The organism is Microbulbifer sp. GL-2, assembly GCF_007183175.1.
GTDB lineage: Bacteria > Pseudomonadota > Gammaproteobacteria > Pseudomonadales > Cellvibrionaceae > Microbulbifer.
In genome coordinates this window covers 4,746,091-4,761,657 of sequence record NZ_AP019807.1, presented here as the reverse complement: position 1 = coordinate 4,761,657, position 15,567 = coordinate 4,746,091, and the positions used below count along the sequence as shown (strand labels likewise).

General features: G+C 43.9%; 16 protein-coding genes and 1 tRNA gene. 5 read left to right on the top strand and 12 right to left on the bottom strand.

Annotated elements, in window-relative coordinates; translation table 11 throughout:
- Window positions 1-10 precede the first annotated feature (10 nt).
- Window positions 11-340: a quaternary ammonium compound efflux SMR transporter SugE gene (sugE, locus tag GL2_RS20560; RefSeq protein ID WP_143732592.1), complete on the top strand. Its 330-nt coding sequence runs from the start codon at window positions 11-13 to the stop codon at window positions 338-340.
- 406 nt (window positions 341-746) lie between these two features.
- Here sugE and GL2_RS20555 read toward each other — a convergent pair whose 3' ends face one another.
- From GL2_RS20555 to GL2_RS20525, 7 genes are all read right to left on the bottom strand, one after another.
- Window positions 747-1,091 (bottom strand): hypothetical protein, encoded by a 345-nt coding sequence (locus GL2_RS20555; protein ID WP_143732591.1) that lies wholly within the window; start codon window positions 1,089-1,091, stop codon window positions 747-749.
- A gap of 335 nt (window positions 1,092-1,426) precedes the next feature.
- Window positions 1,427-1,726, bottom strand: a complete 300-nt coding sequence (locus GL2_RS20550) for a hypothetical protein (protein ID WP_143732590.1) — start codon at window positions 1,724-1,726, stop codon at window positions 1,427-1,429.
- A 167-nt stretch (window positions 1,727-1,893) separates the two neighbouring features.
- Window positions 1,894-3,066, bottom strand: a complete 1,173-nt coding sequence (locus tag GL2_RS20545; RefSeq protein WP_232053698.1) for a patatin-like phospholipase family protein — start codon at window positions 3,064-3,066, stop codon at window positions 1,894-1,896.
- A 372-nt stretch (window positions 3,067-3,438) separates the two neighbouring features.
- Window positions 3,439-4,305 carry a GyrI-like domain-containing protein gene (locus GL2_RS20540; protein WP_143732589.1) on the bottom strand — a complete coding sequence of 289 codons (867 nt, stop codon included), beginning with the start codon at window positions 4,303-4,305 and terminating at the stop codon, window positions 3,439-3,441.
- A gap of 174 nt (window positions 4,306-4,479) precedes the next feature.
- Window positions 4,480-5,022, bottom strand: a complete 543-nt coding sequence (locus tag GL2_RS20535; protein ID WP_143732588.1) for a hypothetical protein — start codon at window positions 5,020-5,022, stop codon at window positions 4,480-4,482.
- A complete protein-coding gene (locus tag GL2_RS20530; protein WP_143732587.1) occupies window positions 5,022-5,297 on the bottom strand; it encodes a hypothetical protein in 276 nt (91 codons plus the stop codon). The genes GL2_RS20535 and GL2_RS20530 overlap by 1 nt, the downstream gene beginning before the upstream one ends.
- 173 nt (window positions 5,298-5,470) lie before the next feature.
- Complete coding sequence (locus tag GL2_RS20525; protein WP_143732586.1) at window positions 5,471-6,019, bottom strand: mechanosensitive ion channel domain-containing protein; 549 nt, start codon at window positions 6,017-6,019, stop codon at window positions 5,471-5,473.
- A gap of 293 nt (window positions 6,020-6,312) precedes the next feature.
- Between GL2_RS20525 and GL2_RS20520 the strand changes: the two genes are divergently transcribed.
- The 3 genes from GL2_RS20520 to GL2_RS20510 all read left to right on the top strand — a co-directional run bounded on the left by GL2_RS20520 (window position 6,313) and on the right by GL2_RS20510 (window position 8,394).
- Complete coding sequence (locus GL2_RS20520; protein WP_143732585.1) at window positions 6,313-6,702, top strand: LexA family transcriptional regulator; 390 nt, start codon at window positions 6,313-6,315, stop codon at window positions 6,700-6,702.
- On the top strand, window positions 6,703-7,956 hold the full coding sequence (locus GL2_RS20515; RefSeq protein ID WP_143732584.1) for a Y-family DNA polymerase: 1,254 nt from the start codon (window positions 6,703-6,705) through the stop codon (window positions 7,954-7,956).
- A 102-nt stretch (window positions 7,957-8,058) separates the two neighbouring features.
- Window positions 8,059-8,394, top strand: coding sequence for a hypothetical protein (locus GL2_RS20510; RefSeq protein WP_143732583.1), 336 nt, complete (start codon window positions 8,059-8,061; stop codon window positions 8,392-8,394).
- Between the two features lie 29 nt (window positions 8,395-8,423).
- Here the strand turns inward: GL2_RS20510 and GL2_RS20505 are convergent, their stop codons facing one another.
- From GL2_RS20505 to GL2_RS20495, 3 genes are all read right to left on the bottom strand, one after another.
- Window positions 8,424-9,581 (bottom strand): patatin-like phospholipase family protein, encoded by a 1,158-nt coding sequence (locus GL2_RS20505; protein WP_143732582.1) that lies wholly within the window; start codon window positions 9,579-9,581, stop codon window positions 8,424-8,426.
- 228 nt (window positions 9,582-9,809) lie between these two features.
- The gene (locus GL2_RS20500; RefSeq protein WP_143732581.1) at window positions 9,810-10,238 is read right to left on the bottom strand and encodes a DUF2267 domain-containing protein; all 429 of its coding nucleotides are present in this window, start codon (window positions 10,236-10,238) and stop codon (window positions 9,810-9,812) included.
- A 105-nt stretch (window positions 10,239-10,343) separates the two neighbouring features.
- On the bottom strand, window positions 10,344-11,336 hold the full coding sequence (locus tag GL2_RS20495; protein WP_143732580.1) for a right-handed parallel beta-helix repeat-containing protein: 993 nt from the start codon (window positions 11,334-11,336) through the stop codon (window positions 10,344-10,346).
- A 1,074-nt stretch (window positions 11,337-12,410) separates the two neighbouring features.
- Between GL2_RS20495 and GL2_RS20490 the strand changes: the two genes are divergently transcribed.
- Entirely contained in the window at window positions 12,411-13,244 is an 834-nt protein-coding gene (locus GL2_RS20490; RefSeq protein ID WP_143732579.1) for a right-handed parallel beta-helix repeat-containing protein, read from the top strand.
- Between the two features lie 1,100 nt (window positions 13,245-14,344).
- On the opposite strand, the gene GL2_RS20485 is transcribed toward GL2_RS20490, so the two are convergent.
- Window positions 14,345-14,421 (bottom strand) — tRNA-Arg (locus GL2_RS20485).
- Between the two features lie 210 nt (window positions 14,422-14,631).
- Window positions 14,632-15,102 (bottom strand): hypothetical protein, encoded by a 471-nt coding sequence (locus GL2_RS20480; RefSeq protein WP_143732578.1) that lies wholly within the window; start codon window positions 15,100-15,102, stop codon window positions 14,632-14,634.
- Between the last annotated feature and the right edge of the window lie 465 nt (window positions 15,103-15,567).

Sequence of the window (15,567 nt, the reverse complement as noted above, 5' to 3'; positions counted from 1 at the left end):
GATATGAAATATGGCATGGCTTTACTTGGTGGTGGCCGGTATATTTGAGTGTGGTTGGGCAATTGGGCTTAAATATACGGAAGGCTTTACAAAGCCTATACCCTCCCTTCTGACTGTCTCAGCGATGGCAATCAGTTTTTGGCTGCTATCAATTGCGATGAAATCAATTCCAGTTGGTACAGCATATGCGGTGTGGACAGGTATTGGGGCTGTAGGTGTCGCAATATTAGGTATGTTGCTATTTGGTGAGTCACGAGAACTGATGAGAATACTGTGCCTTCTACTCATTGTGTCTGGGATAGTTGGGTTGAAATTGGTCTCCCCCTCACATGGTAGTTAATGAATAATAAATTTATCTTTTCCGTATGACCTGCCACACCTATGGCGATATGTTGCTGTTCGTGTGGCCTGCATAAGCCTCTTAAAGTCCCCGTTAAGTTTCTTTCTATAATATAAAACTGACCTGAATTGACATCAACTTTTGACTTGCTTCTAATCCTGGTTGATTTATTTAGGAGGTATGGAGGATGTTTTCTTAATTGGGGGGAGGATGATTTTCAACCCGCGGGCAGAGTCTGGTCAGGCTGAAAATTGAGTCAGATTTATAGGTCTATGTTGACGGGGGTTGTACAGTAAAAATATTGGATATGATTTTTCACTGAAGGCTAAAATAAGATACCCGTTAACCGGTAGATATTTTAAGGAAATACTTTGTGGTAGTTCGGGTATCATATCTTAAAGTATCCTTAATAGCCTCGCGAGAAGTAAGATATCAAGTTGGAAATACTACCCAGCATAAGCACAATTTGAGTCCAAAGAAGTATTTTGCAACGAGATTTTGAGTTTCTAAAAGGCTTTCCAATTTGGAAAATGGCAACAATTATTATTCCCATAATAATGGGCGCTAGACCGCCGCCTATACCAACAGCAATATTGCCTGTTTTTAGGAATTGGCCGAGAAAAGATGCGGTAAAAGCTAGTGTCACAGCTAGCCAAGCAAATATAGTGAGAGTCGCACCTGCTTTCGCCGAATGATTTTCCCCAATTGTGCTGGTATTTGATGCTGGAGTGATGTGTGGATTATTTTTCATCGATTTTTACCCATTATTTATGTCTACCTGGTACAAATTTTAGTTTAATAAATTAACCATGAACTATATTAAATAATAGTCTGCATAGGTTATCACGTTAACATATTGTTGTTACTACGCCTTATTACACTATCCAGCTGGTTGATGCTTAATTCCAATATCCATTGAATGTCTTGCTGATACAAAAGCGCCAGTTAACAGTTATGTTGAATCGATCACAGTAGATAGAATTTTGACATGAGTAGTTGCCGGCAGGGATTTATTAATTTCTGCCAGGGCCAATCCTGGATGAGATTTCTGGTCAGCGAGTGGTTTAAGTCTGAGAGTCCTGACGGTTAATAGTCATAGTTGTCATACCCGGAGGGGTATTCAGAATCAAACTTATCGAAGTAAAAATCTACCCTGTTACCTTCACGGCACACAATGTCGCAGTGGCTTTGGTTTTCAACGCAGATATTTTGATCTCTCTCATTATCGCGAATGCACTTATGGTAGACATCTCTACAAGTATTTACACAGCGGCTGACCACCTCTCGTTCATAGATAGTTTCTGTCCAGGCTAGTGCTGGAGTAATTATGATTGTTATTGCTGTTAATAGTATTAGAGTAAATCGCTTCATAGACTTTGTAGTCATTAGAGGAGCTTCTTTTGTGTCGACCTGATTTTGAACAATAATGTTGTTCAGGTGAAGGGGCAAAGAGGCTTAAGATGTTTTTGTAATTAAGGAGGTGAGATTAATATCTTCTGAATTCCAGCTGTGTTTATGATGAAGTCTTCTTTTCTGATTGGGGCCTGCTACCTTTAGTTTTTCTCCTGTTCCAGGTGCTTAATAACCATATCGATCTTCGAGCTATTCTCATTGATCAATCTATCGGCGTGGATTTTAAGGGAGTCGATCGCTTTATAATCGAACATGTCAACTTCGGGATCTGTAACTTTTATGTTCAAATAATCGTATTCGATCTTTCCTTTGGGCGCTAGCATCTTAGCAATTTGCAGGGTGTATACTTGTTGCTTATCCATAGATCTCTGCACGCTTGTAATTATGTCTTGAATCCAGCGCATCTGTCCCCAATTTTTCAGTTGTCCGTAGGTGGTGGTGACGCTGCTTAGCGGGGAGGTGCCGGCGCCAAGGATTAGGATATAGTATTTTTTATCTGGAAATTCCTCAATCACGTTTCGAAGTACCAAGCTTGTGGGGTTGTTTGCGGCTATTCCTGCATCGGCAAAATAGCGCTGGCGAATGTCTTTATCTGAGGTCATAAAATCCACAGGAGGAAATATAGTTTCTGCACTGGTAGCTGCTGTAACCAATTGATAAAGCTTATTTGAGGGTAAATTAGTAATTTCTTTGCCCCGATTTTTAAATAAATGCAGTTTGCCGGTATGGATGTCTAGCGTAGGTATAATTACGTAGTTTTCCAGCTCGGTGAAGGTGAGATCATTACCGTAATGGTCCTGCATAACGTCATGTAAGCGATCGCCAAGAAACCTCGGTGAAAACAGTCCGGCTCCAGTTAGTAGCTTGTGGTACCAAGGGTTCGAAAACAGATATTTACTCTGTGATATATACAGCTGGATTAACAGATCTGTTTTTGACTTGTAATCACCATATTGCTTGTGAAGTTTTTCGCTGGGAATGTTTAGCCCTGTAGAAATAATCGCACCAGTTGATACTCCAGCGAAGATATCAAACAATTCATCGATTGGCTTGCCGGTTTTTTGTTCAATGTGTTGCAGTACATATAGAGGAATCATTCCGCGTATGCCACCACCATCAATAACAAGGATATTGATCGTTTCCTTTTCTTTCAAATACTGACTGTCAACAATAAATTCTTCTGAGACAGGAGTGCTATTAAAGGTAATTGCTTGGATAAGGTGATTATTATATACATAGGCAATAGTGCCAAATGCCAATATGATCAGGGTAAATAGTATTAAGAACCTCCTGGCCACCATAGTATCAATCAACCTCTATACCTTTACCATAAGCATATTGAGTTTGTAGAATATGTGTAAGCATATAGTTTATGTAAAGGTGTAGTAATTGATCTAATAAAGCGGGAACTCTTTATTTCTAATTTATTTGGCGAGGTGAGCCAGGGGGATACTGGCCAGCAGTTCGAGTTTAACCAGATTTTGATGGTTTTTTTTGAGACTTGCCAGTCCAAGTGCGCTGGCTTAATAGTTTCCAGGGCTGTGCACAGCTAAAAATACCTAAGTGGTCATTAATTGGTAGGCGGGGAGAAAATCACCAATAATGAGCCAGATAAGGCCCGCTTCAAACAAGGAAAAGCGAAAGTGGTATAGATGAATGACCATTCTTTTCTACCTGATAGTCGATTACTCTATTGGTAAATAGATATCTGTGACCATTTCGCTCTCATTTTCTTCGGGAAAGAATTTTACCCTTTCGAAAAAAACCGGAAAGTCTCGCAACTTGAAACTGGATGTTTCCAGCCAATTTGAATACAGATATTTCACTGCTATGCCAATGGAGTCATCGCTCCCTACATGCCTGATTACAGCACACTTACCAGCAGGAATGGTTTTGTTTTTGATACCGTGATCGTTGCCGCTGATGGGAGAAGGGATTGAGCAGCAGATATCAAAGCGGAATTCGCCCGGCGATGTTGTGGTCGGGTCGCTATAGGCAAGATTGAATGTCCTGCTCACATCTGGCGAGAGCTTGTGTGCCTTTCTCCACTCAATGAACGTTCTGATGGTTGTACTAAGCCGGTTGGGTGAACCTTTGTGCGCCAGAGCGGCTACCAGGGTCTCAGGGAAGTCTGAAATAGTCACTTCGAAATTTGTCTTGCCGCTCATTGCCTGATTCCTCAATACCAGTATCGGTGCATAGTGTGTGTTCCAGGTATCCCAGTTTGGTTTTTGCCTGAATTTGGAGGGGCTTTGCCCAAAGTGCTTTTTGAATGAGCGGGAGAATGCTTCATGGCTTTCATAGCCATTTTCCAGGGCTATATCGACGATCTTTTTGTCTGCCCGGTAAGCCAGGTGGTAGGCTGCTCGTTTGAGCCTCAATAGTCTGACAGCTGTCATTACGGATACGCCAAAGTATGCCGAGCACTGCCGGTGGAAGTGGTACTTGGACAGGTGGGTGAGTTGGCAGAGCTTATCGATATCCAGCTCAGAGTCGAGATTGACTTCGATATATGCCAATACTTGTATAAATCGTTGCCGGTAACCACCCATGTTCGCCTTTTCCCCTTTGCTGAAGACATACTATATCGGCTGGAGTGGCAGGACTTGATCAAAATTGCTGAGTTGGGGCTAGAGGATCACAGTTATTTGTCTGCTTTGGACCGGGTGGGGGGATCATATGGGTAAGTGGAGGGGGCTGGGCCCCCATTTTGATACTTGCGGGTGCTAGCAGGGGGAGGATGATCTTTTAAAGGTATTGACCATCGTTTTGGCTTCCTTGAGGCTCTTTAGGTAGTCCTTCAGAGAGTTTACCCCGGCTTTAACTCCAAGTGAGCTCAGTTTCATAACGAGGGAAAAGGCAAGTTCTGATTTGAGGTGGGGAGTGAATGCCAGGAATGCCTTAAAGATAGAGCTGTGTATTCTGCTTAGTAGGCTCTGTATTTCTTTGTTATTGGTGGAGATCTTTTCGGCCTTCTTTTCGAAGGCCTTCAACTCATCCAGATATACTACAAACAAACGAAAATTAAATACAACGGTTCTGTGTTCCTTGTATCCGGCAATGATAGTGCTTAGCGCATCATTGATTTTTCTGAGAGCGATATAATCTGTTCTGGAGAGAGTCTCATAGGAGTTGGAGAGATACGTGAGGGTATCTCTCCTCAGCTGACAAAACTCAAATAAGTGTTGGTCGTGCTTTCTCATCTCCCAAAGCTGGTATATCTGGATTGAAATGAAGAAAAGAGCAACTGCTAACAGTATATAGAGCACTACTCAAACTCCTTTTCATTAACTGGCTTTCTCGATGCCACTTTTCTGGTGGGCGGGGAATAGGAGAAGGCGTTATCCATCAGCTTCAGGAACCTGTCTCGATACTCTCTATTATCTGCCGCTAGTCGATCAATTTCAACTTGGCGATCTTTCAGTCGTCCGCTGTACATCCAGAAAAGTAAATAGTGCGCAAAGATGAAAAACACGACAAACAGGCCATTTTTCAGGCCCATCTCTTGGATAAAGTGGAGTATATCTTTCAGGGTGTCGGTCATGTAGTCCCTTAAAGCCAATTTTACTGAATCATGCGCATTTTTAACTATTGAGACTATTGAATCAACTTGATGCGAGATCTATCTGGCACTAAATGAAGGGCGGACTCGGATATCGGGTTGGCGAGAGGGGCGGGCAATTTGTACCCTGACCCTCTTTGGCTGAATGAGGCGTACTAACTGGTGGGACCTTCCTGTGCCTCTGCCGGGCTTGTTTTCGTTTGAGCTTTTTCATTCTCAGCTTTGTTCTTCTGTGGGTTTTTAATCACGCCTTTCTGAAGAATTAAGGTGTTCGGATAGGTGATTAGCTCCTCTCCCTTTCTGATCAGGACATGGAAGAGAGTAATTTCCTCAATAATGCCGGAAATATCATCATCCTTATCCATGACTCGGATACTGTCGCCAACCCGGTAGGGAAAGCCAAAGAAAATAATAAGGCTGGCGGTAATATTGCTGAGTATCGACCACTGAGCAAACAGCGCTACGCCGATTACGGCGAATACCGAGGAGAGAAAGATGGTGATCTGGGTATACTCAAACCCGAGTGCGCTAATCAGTAAGGCCAGATGAAATAGTAGTAGCGCAATGCTTATAGTTTTTGAAATATATTTCAGGCGGTAGAGCTTGACCGCCCTGGCGCTGCCAAATCTCCGGATAGCCGAAGAGCTTAGTCTCATGCAAATAAAGTAAGAGGCCACAATCAGTGCAGCTATTAATAAATTCATACGTGCTATCTCATACTGTGTCGGAGCCAACTGGCCTGGGCGCCAGGCTGTCTTTTTAAGGGGGCGGTGGCAGGAGTAATTGGGCCCCGGTCTCTGCCTATGGGGGCGGATCATAGTTCCAGTGGGCCAGGCTGCCAAGTGGATCGAAGCATAAGATACGGCTTTAGATTGGCCCACAGTGCCCGGTGCAAGTTGTCAGTGAGCGCTTCCTGGCCCTATGGTCACCCAATTCCCTTGCCGGCGCCACTTTTCAGGCTCTAAACTGTATGGATATACAGTGACGGTGTTCCCTTATGAAACTGACCCCATTTTACGGCCACGGCGTTGCCGCAGGCTTCCCATCTCCCGCGGATGATCACAGGGAGGACTCGCTGAGTCTCGATCAGCATCTCATCACCCGGCCCGCCGCCACTTTTATGGCACGTGCCAATGGAGACTCCATGCAGGGATTGGGTATTTTCGACCGCGACCTTCTTGTGGTTGATCGCTCGCTGGAGCCGGCTCAGGGGGATGTTGTGGTGGTTGCCCTGGACGGGCAGCTCGCTTGCAAAGTGCTTGATCGATACCGGGGGCGCCTGCTCTCTGCCAATGACAGCTACCCGCCAATACCTATCAGGGAGGGCCAGGAGCTTGTGGTTGAGGGGGTCGTGAAGGCCTCTATTCGATACCACCGGCCCTGCTGAATGCTGGCACTGGTAGATTGCAATAGTTGTTATGCCAGTTGTGAACAAATATTCCGCCCGGACCTGCGAGGCAGGCCGGTAGTAGTGCTGTCAAACAACGATGGTTTTGTAGTGGCGCGCTCCAAAGAGGCCAAGCTATTGGGTATCGGTGACCTGGAGCCCTTTTTCAAGATTGAGCCTCTATTGAGGCGGCACAATGTTGCGATTTTTTCCAGTAACTATCCGCTCTATGGCGATATCTCCCACCGGGTAATGACAACCCTGCGGGACTTCAGTCCCGAGGTGGAGGTGTATAGCATTGATGAAATGTTCCTCAACCTGAAAGGCCTGCAAAAGGATTGGGCCGAGTATGGGCAGTGTATACGTCAAACCTTGTGGCGGGATGTGCGCATGCCGGTGGGAGTGGGGATTGCCCCCAGTAAGACACTGGCCAAGCTGGCGAATAGGGCAGCGAAGAAGATCACAAAATGTCGAGGGGTCTGTGTTTTGGATAGCCCACCGCGATGGCAGTGGCTGCAGAGGCGAATGCTCGTCGACAAAGTGTGGGGCGTTGGTAGGCGCCTGGCAAAGCGGTTGCAGGAGTTTGGTATTGAAACCGCCTATGATCTGGCCCAGGCCAACCCCAAAGTCTTGCGCAAACGCACCAATATCAATATTGAGAGAACTATCGAGGAGTTGAATGGTACTCCCTGTTTCAGCCTGGAGGAGCAACCTCCAGCCAAGAAGCAGATTTATTGCACTCGCTCATTTGGGGAGAAGCTCACCGAACTGCAGCCACTGTTACAGGCTACCACGCTCTATGCCAGCCGGGCTGCGGAGAAGTTGCGCGCGCAGGAGAGCTTGGTCACAGCGATTCATATATTCCTGCATACATCTCCTCATGAGCCCAATTACTATAGTCGTAGTACTGTGGTGCGGTGTCCCTATCCCACGGATGACACTCGGCTGATCGCCACTTTGGCAAAGCGGGCTATTCAAGAGCTCTATCACCCGGGCCATCGCTTTATGAAGGCCGGAGTGGGACTGGTAGAGATGGTACCCAGGGCCTTGGGGCAGGGTGATTTATTCACCGCCGGACAGCCATCACGCGCAGGTGTGATGATGCAGGTCCTCGATAGGGCTAACCAGCGTTTCGGACGTGGCACTTTGTTTCTGGGTGCTGAAGGTGTGCATAAGCAGTGGAAGATGCGTCAGGCTTATCGGTCACCGGCCTACACCACGCAATGGCAAGCCTTGCCGCTAGTGAAGGTCTAACGGGCAGGCAGCAGCATCAGGATTTCCATGTAAAATATTGATATTGAGTGCACCGCAGGTGTCGCAATTCAGGACTGGTGTGGGGGTGGGCTTTAATCGCGTGTGGCAGTGAAAGCAGAAACCGGCTATGTGGGTCTTATGGATAGCCAGTTGCTTGGCAGAAATCATACTGGGCAGGCCAATAGAGGAATAGAGCTTTTTAACCAGCTTCGCACTGACTCTATTGCCGGGAAAAGCCCGAAAGATTACCTCTATTTCTATCATCGCAGAATCTTTGATCTCCCAACTTTGGCAGCAGTGATCGCAGTGAATAAGCATAGGCCGGTTAGTGGAAGTCCTGTCTTAATAAAGAATAGTCTAGTTGGGATTGCGTATAAAACGGCGGGCGGGGATAAAAAAGGCCGCTTAGATTTCCAGAGTAGAAAATTGCTTGTGTAACAAGGGTGGCAAAAAAAGACAGAAGAAGTTTATTGGTTCTGCTGTTGTAAATGTTTAATAATTCTCTCTAAAGTTGGACGGTTATCTTCAATAAGCTGGTCGGCATAGGCTCTTAGGTGCTCTTTAGAGTGGGCATCAAAGATGCCAACAAAAGGTTCGGCAATATCTATATCGAGATAATCATATTCGATGCGACCCTTGGATGAGAGAGATTTGGCAATTTCCAGTGTAAAAATTTGCTGGTGATCCATGGATATCTGAATATTGGAGAAAGCGTCCCTCAGCCAGCGTAAACGTCCCCAGTTTTTTATTTGGTCATAGCTGATTTTGGCACCCGCGAGAGGTGGGTTGCCAGCACCCAGGATCAGAAAATAGTAATTTTTACCAGGGAATTCTTTAATGATATCCAGCAGAATTAAGCTGGTAGGGTTATTAATGGCCATACCGGCATCAGCGAAAAAACGGTGTTTTGTCTCCCCGTCAGCTGCCCTGAATATCACTGGTGGAAACGCTGTCTCAGCACTTACAGAAGCTGTAACCAGCTGGTATGTGGTGTTGGTTGGCAGATCGGTGACCGAAGCCCCTCGATTTTTAAACAGGTGAATCTTCCCACTGTGTACATCCAGGGCGGGAATAATGACGTAGTTTTTTAGTTCGGTAAACGGCAGGTTTTTGGAGTAATGCTTGACCAGAGTCTTGTGTAGACGATCACCGAGAAAAGAAGGAGAAAACAAACCTCCAGCAGTAAGTAGCTTGTGGTACCAGGGAGATGAAAACACGTAATCGGTATCCTCTTGATAGACTTTAATCATGTACTCTGTGGCTGTTAGGTCACCACCGCGGTATTCGGGGATAGACTCGAAGGGAACGTTAATTCCGCTGGCGATTGCTGCTCCAGTGGAAACACCACTATATACGTCGAACAGCTCGCTAATTGGCTTGCCAAGGCGGGACTCCAGGTACTGGATGATATATAGAGGAATAAGCCCGCGGACCCCGCCTCCTTCAATAATCAGAATGTTAACCGTATCTTTTTTTTTGATATCTTCCGTGCTTTTTATAAACTCTTCAGTCACAGATGTCCTATCAAATATGGCTGTCTGAGTGAACTGAGTATTATAGATATATGCAATCGTGATATAGAGAGCGCCTAAAAAAAATAGACTGATCAGTACTTTTCTGGTCATAGTGTTTTCATCGAATCTTGGAAGTAAATATTCAGTATGCAACTCTATATTCAGCGTTGCTGCTAAGGTCTCCTTCACTTAAGCACTTGAATGGTATTCTGGAGTAGAAGCGTTAGTAAAAAAACTTCCCCGCGATCAATAGATATCCTGGGTGGTGAATGCAAAAGATGTTGAGGAGGGTATAAAGATCTGAGTAAATTTGTTTGGCTATACTTGCACCAGGATATATCATTCGCTTTTGACCGACCAAAATGCTTTTGCCTCCGCTGGTAAGGTGTCCAGCATTCGATCGAACACTTCTTCATTAACATGCTTTCTTAGCGCCCAGGCAACATCCTGGATAGCGGTGTCAGTGGAAAAGTTATGATCCGGGCGAAGGTTCCTGACCTCCTGCGTCATAGTCTGTAAATCTGCAAATGGTTTTTTCTTTTCTGTGACATCCCACTGTTCAATAAAGAGAGCGCGCAGGCATGGAGGAAGGGTTTGGGAGAACCTGATTGCATCCGCCAGGGATAGGCGGCGTCGGAATACTTGAAAGACACCTTGAGTCATTGTGAAAGTAACATGGGTGCTCCAGAGGTTGGCTTTATTCCGTGCATCGATAAGATACTCATAGAATTTATCGCGGGAACGTTGATATTCTGCAGGAACTGGCAAGTTCTTAGGCCCCCAGGGTAGAAATGGTTAGCTTCTTAAGAAGATTATACCGAGCAAAGAAGAGTTGGCCTCTTCGTTCCCCGGTATAATAATGCTTTGCAAGTATTAATTTAGACATCCTGGGTTGGCACTTCCAAACTGATTTCCTTCCCAAATATTGCTTCCTGTGCAATCGGGATCAAAAGGGTCGGATAAATCAAATTGTTCGTTGTTGAAAACTGTGTTTCCAATAATCTGATTCCCAGCAGCCTCGTCGCCTGTAATGACAATTCCGCCAAATTCCGCTGAAAGCTGTGATCCATTTTCAAGTATGGTGTTGGAAGTGATTCTGCTGCCCAGAGTGTTGCGAATGTCAACACCTATTTCCCCGTTAAACCTGATAATGTTTTGCCCCACAGTGGTAAAGTTGCCGTTAATTGTTACTCCACGATCAATATTATTTTGAATAACATTTTGAGTGATGTTGGAGTAATCTCCGTTTACTTCTATACCCTCTTCTTCATATCCAGAGATATGGCAGAAGGTAATATTGGTGTAATCTCCCAGGATTTCTATTCCTTCGTCACCATTGCCGCCAACTATGCAGTTGGAAATACTATTGTTATTCCCCTGCACAGAAATGCCGTCCGCTAAGCCTGAGCCGGCAAGCCCTGTAAGCATTACATTCGAAACCGTATTACGATTGCTGGCCAGGCGTATACCGTCTCGGTTAAAGTTGACAATCTCAATACTGGAAATCGAGTGACTTCCTTGCCCCTCAGCAGAAACACCATTCTCACAATTGGAGATCTTTCCTCCTGATACACTAGCGTTGATTCCCTTTAGAACTACGCCAAATGTTTCACTGGCAAGTGGGGCCTGAATTGAACATAAAATTTCAGCATCCTCTATTGTCAGACTGCCGAATGGCCCCATTACGGTTAAGGCGATAGGGTTTTCCTCTGTTAACTCACAGTTGAGATCTTGTGTGAGAATAGTGGGACTGACAATAGTGGCGCCGCATTCAACTGCTAGTGCTTGAGTGGAAGTGAAAAATACTGATATCAACAAGAATAAAGCGATAATTGGTCCAGGTAGGTTCAGCGTGTTGCTCTTCATGACAAGTTCCTTTTTAAATAGTCAGGGTGCTTAGGCCCTCACTATTAAAGAGTATCAATTGATATGTGGTTTCCTCGGGCCTATCAACACTGAGTTGATCGATATTATTATGGCTGTAAGTACGCCAAGCAAGACACGAGGGGTATAGTTTAGTTATTCCAAATAAGTAACAAATAACGCTACTATAACCGTAACCTGCAATGTCTTAGTCATCTGTGCTATCAGTCACTTGCACGGAATGGCTATTCTGTACTCCTTCGGCCTTGTTGAAAAAATTCCCTTCGGTAGAGTAGTTAAATCAGTGTTAACAGGTCCTAAGCAGATTAAAAAGTATCACGGCAAGTAAGTCTATAGTCAAATGCCTATATTTAGAAAGAATCTAAAAGCTTATCAATATATTTTCAATTGAATGATATATTGAGTGAGTCATTAAGAGTGGCTCTAGCACTCAATACTTGCAATATTCTTTTTATCTCAAAAATATAAGCTTGAAAAGAGTTTTCCATAAATATTTAAATTGATGATCCGGACGCAGGTTTCTAACTTCTTGTGTCATAGTTTATGAATTCTCAAATAGTTTTTCTTTTCTGTGAAATACTATCACCTAAAATAATTAGAGGATGGTGGGCGGAATGTGCATCGCGTGATAATCGATATTTCGTATCAGTTGGTTTACCCTAATGGCTTTAGATGTTTGGCGGTTATTAATTTTACATATAAATAGATAAGCATTTACCCATCTAGTGTAAACTTTACATTGAAGAATTTCACTTCTGATATTATGGGTAGATAAGAAATTGCACACCTTGCCCTAACTTGAGTGGTCACCTGCGGCCCAGTAAAGTAGCTTGCAAATCAAGTCGCGACACAAAAGACCAAAAAGGTAGAAGGATGCATCCAATATAAACCAAGGAACTAAAAAGCTGCCTAAATACTTCAACAAATTATTTTGATTTGCTTTTAGGGTATTGCATAGTGTCCAAGTAGCTGCTTATTGCGGCAGTACTATTACTGAATAAATATATTAGTCGCAGGAAGCATATAAAAGCAGTCTTAACTGACAAGGAAATTTATATGGAAACCATCAGAGCTTTATACTTCACTCTTCCTATTTTTGGTATAACCCTATCGCCCCTTGCCTTTTCGGTAAGCTGTGGAGATACGATAATTACACCCACAATCTTGACGGAAGATCTTGTGTGCACTTTGGACGCCAATAACCTAAATGCCTTAACAATAGTTGGCCCCACAGGCAGTTTAGTGATGAACGGTCATTCTTTAATGTGTATTTTGGACAATATACCTGTATTTTCAGACTCTGCTGGCGTTCGAATAGAGGGAATATCTTCGCTATTATCTAAGGGTGCAATTAGTAATTGTAACTACGGAGTTTTCGTTGTAGGGATCGGTCTTCACACAATAGATGATATGAAGATAGAAAATAATCTAGAGGATGGGATAGATTTGCGGAGCGATCAAAATTTTGCAATAAATAACTATATTAGCCATAACGGGGAAGATGGGATTGATATGCAGGGCGATTTTAATAGAGTTACTAACAACTATATTGAGTTCAGCGGTCGTGATGGTATTGAAGCTGACAACGACTTTGGCACAGTAACCCTAAATTATGTTACGGGAAGTGGTCGTGCAGGTATAGAAATGCAGGCTTCATCCAATAATTACATTTCTCAAAATATAGTAATTGGTAATGGTGATGGAGTTTCAGCAGACTCAGGAGGAATTGTAATCACTAGCCTTTCATCATCGAATAATGTTATTTCAGGCAATGTTGCAAATGGAAATACACCTTTTGATTTGGTAGACAGAATTGACCCTGATTGCACAGGAAGCAACATTTGGACTGGTAATTTTTTTGACACAGCAGATCCTTCTTGCCTGGATTAGGCCTGGAATTTTAATCGAATGCACACTGAAAGGCCTCTAGAAAATTAAAAAGGGGCCTGTAGTCTCACTTGGGCAGTTAACTTTTTCACTTCGCTTACACCTACCTTGGTTACCAGTGCCAGGGTATCTTGTTTGTACACCTCAGAGTATTATTTACGAGTGGTTTTAGTTGATTTACTTGATCTTGTCATAGGGCATCTCTGCTACGTAGTTTATCGCTTAAGAGAGTGTCCGTCGTTAGTGAGTAGGATCAAGCCTCAATAGCCGCGCTGTAGGAGTTGAACTTAGCGATGGAATAGATGTGGACGAAAACAACACAGAAATTCAAGGAAATTATACTGCAAGAGCTGAAGGTGAGGGTATAAAAACAGCAAGAGACAATATTTTTTCTTAGCAAATTACTCTGTAATTAATGGAGGTTAAGGGGTAGATATCACGAGCTACAATACTGTAGTAACAAACAATATTTCAAAGAATGATGCTGAAAGTGGAGTCAGAGTTTATGGAGAGCACAATGCACTTATTCAGAACTTAGTAGAAAAGAATAGGAAGACAGAAATACAAATAGGAGACTCTGGTATAAATGCCTCCGATAACACGGTTAACTCTACCTTAGGAAACGGCACGAACCCAGTGTCAAACCCAGGCGGAATTGTATTTAATGGAGAGGAAAGTGCTAATAATGGAATTATAAACAACCTCTCTCAGGGCAACTTTGAATTTGACTTATGGGATGACTTCGATCCAGGTGGCTGTAGCTCAAGTAATATCTGGCTACTGAATACAGCCTGTACAGCAGAGCCCTCATGCCTTAACTGGCTGCAATTATTTTAGTTAGACCTGACAGTTGCCAGTTTTCATAAGCTATGATCTCAGGTCTACACGGCTTTTGAAGACCCTAGATATCCTTACAAAGCTGTGCCTCTTCTGAAAGCAAAAGGAGGTGTAAATGAATTATTCAGAGCTTCCCTGAATCAATTACGCTAGTGATGGGTATTGCTTTACATTGAGAGTTGAAGAGGTGAAGAGGAAGCAGTTCACTTGCTAGGCGAGTAATAAAAAAAGGGCCTATATCCTGAAAACATAGGCCCTTTATAAACTGGCGCGCTCGGGAGGATTCGAACCTCCGACCGCCTGGTTCGTAGCCAGGTACTCTATCCAGCTGAGCTACGAGCGCGTCGAGGAGGCGCACAATATAGATAGATGGAATCGGAGTCAAGCTCTTTCTTCTTTCCAAGTTGAATTTTGACCTTTGGTGACCAAGTGCGTCATGTATCTCAATGTGTAGACTTCTAAGGGGTGGGTGGGGGGAATCATGTTCATGAGAGAGGAAGTAGGAAGCCCTGCTTTAAAGCTTCCTGGAGCGCGATGGGTGATTCCGTAGTAACTACTTGTTGATAGTACAGCTATTGTTTGATCCAAGCTGGTTGGTAGTTATACTGTTATTGAAGCCCTGAATCTGGGTTGCGTTCAAGCTGTTTTGATTTCCCTGCTGTAGCTGGACTGAATGATTGCTGGTTGCATCTATATGAGTCAGAGAAGATTGATTGTCACTCCCAGTTTGTAATAAATTGAAGGCGCTGTCCTGGGAATCCAGTTGGATTGCCGCAAACAGGTTCCCGCCACCGCTTTGTAAGATAGTCAGAGTTACTGTATTACTATTTTCCTGCTCTAAAGACACTGAAGTATTTCTATTACCAATTTGGATATGATTGATTACGCTTTTCTGGGTGTTGTTTAGCTGAGTGGCACCAGAGAAATTATTTGTTCCATTTTGAGTCTGAAATATCGTATTGCCTGAAGTTGAAGGGTAAGATTGATCTGCCATGGAGATATGGCCAATGCCTGATTGCTCCATGACAGAGGTATTGCTGTCCGCTAAGACTTGCATGCTGGTGGTAATAACTACGATTGCTGAGGCTAAAATCTTTGATTTTATGGTGTGCTTCCTTGCTTGCAGTACGTTGTACAGTTTTGATTGAGGTCAACGGGTATAAGTACACTTTAGGCAGGAGTGGTGGGGGTATCTTGGATTCGATGTGAGTGATGCTATTAGAGTTGCGGTTGAATACTACGGAGGAAGCTCCCCATCGATTGGAAGTCGTCACCGATGGACTGCAAATTTCCAGGCTCTACTTTTACTCTGTCAAATACCTCACGGGAGCACCATGGGTAACCCCGTTGTAGTCACCTTTGTTGCGATATCCTGATGAGGTCAATCGGTGTAGGGGAAGTGTTGTTGATGTGAGGCCAGGTTGCCATAGGAGGCAAGTGTCAAATCACTAGGAATAAAGTTTACATTTGGTGTGGTTTTCCGATAGTG